Consider the following 3,529-nt stretch of genomic DNA (forward strand, 5'->3'; position numbering starts at 1 on the left):
CGCCTCCCCACGTTCCCGGCGCGGGTGAGCCGGGCGCGGAGGCGGCGGCGTTCGGCTCGGTCGGCGCACCTCCCGGCCCGGGCTCCGCGCCCGGTGGCGTCCCCGGCTCCGCTTTCGGCGGGGCTCCCGACGGCATGGCTGGGCCGGGCGCGGCTCCGCCGACCGCGTTGAATCCGAGTGAGGGCGGTGTGCCCGGTGCCGCTCCTCCCACCGTGCTGAACCCCGGTTCCGCGGGGTCGGGCGGTGAGGGGCAGGCAGGCGGCTGGGCTGCGCCGGGTGCGGGGTACCCGCCTGCCGGGCCCGGGATCGGCGGAGCTCCTGGCGGGGCGTCCGGTGGAGGGTTCCAGCAGGGTGTGACGACGGCGGATCCGGCGTACCGGGTGCCGCCTTCCGGGCCTGCGGCTCCGCCGGCCGGTGGCTGGGCCGGGTCGTCGGCCGATCCGGAGGCGACGCAGTTCGACCCGGGCGCGGGCCGTTCAGCCGGCACGCCCAGTGCGGACGTGCGGGGCGGTGCTTTCCGTCCGTCGGACGCGACGACGGCGGACGCGTCCCACGCTTCGCCCTCGTCGCCCGCTTCGCTTGCCTCGCCCTCGTCGCCCTCGTCGTCCGCTTCGCCGTCCGCAGGAGCGCCGTACCCCGGTGCGGTGCCGTCTCCGGGTGGCGCGCCGTCCGCCGGGGCCGCGGCGCCGGGGGCCGTGTGGCCGGTGGACGCGACGACGGCCGATGCGGGCGCGCAGCCGGTGCTGCCGCCGCCGCCCGCGCCGGTGGCCGAGCCGCCTCCCCCGGTCCCGCAGGCTCCGGCTCCGCCGCAGGGGCCGCAGGTCGCCGAGGCGTACGGGATCCGGTTCCTGTGCGGGGCCGACGACATCGAGCGTGTGGTGACGGAGGTGCGGCGGCGCGGCAAGTGGGCGCGGCGGTTGCGCGGCCAGGAGGTGTCGAGCGCGTCGGCGCCGGGGCTGCTGCTGATCGGGGAGCCGTCGAGCGGGCAGCGGCGGCTGGCGCGGATGGCGGCGCGGGCGCTGGCGGAGGTCGAGGCGGGCAGCGGCGAGGTCCGCGCGGTCCATGCCGAGGAGGTGGCGGCTGCGGGTCCGGAGGGCTTGGCGGACCTGCTCGCGAGCCACGCGGGGCATGTGCTGCTGCTGAACGGCCTGGACGCGCTGGTGCTGGACGACCCGCGCGGTCCGGGCTACTCGGCGGCGCTGGCGCGCGCCCGGCTCGAGGGCGTCAGCGAGACGGCGCTGGTCGGGACGTGCGCGCCGGCGCGGGTGGGTGAGCTGTCGGCGGCGGCGCCCGAGCTGGTGACGGACCTGCGGGCGGTGCGGCTGCCGGACCTGTCGCAGCCGCGTGAGCGTGAGGCGCTTTTGCGGCTGCTGGCCGAGGAGCGGCGGCTGCGGGTCGGTGAGGACGCGTGGCCGGTGGTGCGGCGCGACCTGTCGGCGCTGCAGGGCCGGGGCCGGGTGACCGGGGCGCGTCTGGTGGAGGCGTACCTGGACCGTGCGGCGACCCACCATCTCGGTCGCGCGGCGGCCACCCAGGCGATCAGCGACTCGGGTTCCCTGACGCTGAACGCGGCCGACTTCGAGGGCGTCGCCGACACCCTCACCAACCCCTGAGACCGCCCTCGGCCGGAACGCCGTGATTCTCCCGAGATCCCCGTGGATCTCGGGAAATCCCGTGCACGCCCGGGGAACCCTGGCCCGGCCCCGCCCCGTCCGCACAGCGTGTATGCAGCTCAGGGCATATGCAGCTGTCACGCGGATGCCACGTCAGGGGTGGGACGGAGGCACGGCAAGAAGGGATCACATCCCGTTCCCGACGTCCGTGAGGCGGCTGCGGTCGCCAGGCGCGGGGGCGCAGGGGTCGGTGCGGTCGCCAGGGGCGGGGGCCGGTCAGCGGCGGATGAGGCCGAGGTCGGTGGCGGTGGCGACGGCCGCGGTGCGTGAGTCGACGTCGAGTTTGGCGTAGATGCGGGCCAGGTGGGATTTGACGGTGCCCTCGGTGAGGTGGAGGCGGTCGCCGACGGCCTGGTTGGACAGGCCGTCGGCGACCAGGGTGAGGACCTGGGTTTCGCGCGGGGTCAGGCTGGCGCCGGGCGTGCGCAGCCGGTTCATCAGCCGGTCGGCGACCGTGGGGGCCAGGGTGGTGCGTCCGGCGGCGGCGGTGCGGACGGCGGCGGCCAGGTCCTCGGGCGGGGCGTCCTTGAGGAGGTAGCCGGTGGCGCCGGCCTCGATGGCGGGCAGGGTGTCGGCGTCGGAGTCGTAGGTGGTGACGATGAGGACGCGGGGGGCTCCGGGCCGGGCGGTGATCTGGGCGGTGGCCTCGGCGCCGCCCATGGTGCCCCTGCCGAACCGCAGGTCCATGAGCACCACGTCGATGTCGCCCCGGGCGGCTCGGGTGACGGCCTCCTGGGCGGTGGCGGCCTCGGCGACCACGGCCAGGCCGGGTTCGGTCTCCAGGACGGCGCGCAGTCCGGCGCGCACCACGGGGTGGTCGTCGGCCAGCAGCAGGCGGATGGGCGCGTCGGTCATGGGTGGGCCTCGGGTTCGGTCGGGGTGGGTGGGGCGGCGGGGAGCCGGGCGGTGAGGGTGGTGCCGTGGCCGGGGGCGGAGGCGACGGTGAGGGTGCCGCCGAGGGCGTGGGCGCGGGCGCGCATGGCGGCCAGGCCGAACCCGCCGGTCTCGGGGTCGGGGGCGGGCAGGCGGGCGGGGTCGAAGCCGCGTCCGTCGTCGGCGATGTCGAGGACGACGTGGTCGTCCCGGCGGCCGAGGGTGATGTCGGCGGTGGTGGCGTCGGCGTGGCGGACGGTGTTGGCCAGGGCGGACTGGGCGATGCGCAGCAGCGCGACCTCGTGGGCGGTGGCGAGCGGGGCGGGGTCGCCGGTGAGGTGGAAGCGCGCGGTGAGCCGGTGCCGAGCCGAGGTGGTGGCGCACAGGCGTTGCAGGGCGCCGGCCAGCGTGGTGCCCTCGAGCGCGGGCGGGGTGAGGGCGGCGACGAAGCGGCGGGCCTCGGTGAGGTTGTCGACGGCGGCCTGGCGGGCGGCCTGGACGTGGCGGGCGGCGGTGTCGGGGGTGCCGGGGAGGGCGCGTTCGGCGGCGCGCAGCAGCAGCTGGATGCTGGACAGGCCCTGGGCCAGGGTGTCGTGGATCTCGCGGGCCAGCCGTTCGCGTTCGGCCGCGACGCCGGCGGTGTGCTGGGCGGCGGCCAGGTCGGCCCGGGTGGCGGTGAGTTCCTCGATCAACCGCCGGCGCTGCTCGCTCTCCCGGTACAGGGCCTGGTACCCCCAGACCACCGCGACCGCGACGGCGGCCCCGAGCGTGGGGCCGACGGCGACGGCGGGACCGGCCGAGCCGGTGTGGACGGCGAACCCGGCGCAGGCCGCCGCGGCGGTGGCGATGACGGCGGCCAGGCCGGCACGGCGCGGCAGCAGGTGGAGCTGGAGGAAGTACAGCGGGAAGGCCACCCAGACGGCCTCGGGCGCCAGGGCCAGCAGGACCAGCCACGCGGTGCCCACCGCCGCCAGCCACCAGGC

General features: G+C 77.6%; 3 protein-coding genes. 1 reads left to right on the forward strand and 2 read right to left on the reverse strand.

Features of this window, described 5'->3' with window-relative positions; genetic code table 11:
- Positions 1 to 644 precede the first annotated feature (644 nt).
- The gene (locus tag DZF91_RS26555) at positions 645 to 1,613 is read left to right on the forward strand and encodes a hypothetical protein (RefSeq protein WP_117359910.1); all 969 of its coding nucleotides are present in this window, start codon (positions 645 to 647) and stop codon (positions 1,611 to 1,613) included.
- Positions 1,614 to 1,889: 276 nt separating this feature from the next.
- Here the strand turns inward: DZF91_RS26555 and DZF91_RS26560 are convergent, their stop codons facing one another.
- The gene (locus DZF91_RS26560; RefSeq protein ID WP_117359911.1) at positions 1,890 to 2,528 is read right to left on the reverse strand and encodes a response regulator; all 639 of its coding nucleotides are present in this window, start codon (positions 2,526 to 2,528) and stop codon (positions 1,890 to 1,892) included.
- A partial coding sequence (locus DZF91_RS26565) for a sensor histidine kinase (protein ID WP_147341396.1) occupies positions 2,525 to 3,529 on the reverse strand: 1,005 nt, incomplete at its 5' end. The genes DZF91_RS26565 and DZF91_RS26560, both read right to left, overlap by 4 nt.

The sequence above is a fragment of the Actinomadura logoneensis genome (assembly GCF_003428695.1).
In the GTDB taxonomy this organism is placed as follows: Bacteria; Actinomycetota; Actinomycetes; order Streptosporangiales; family Streptosporangiaceae; genus Spirillospora; species Spirillospora logoneensis.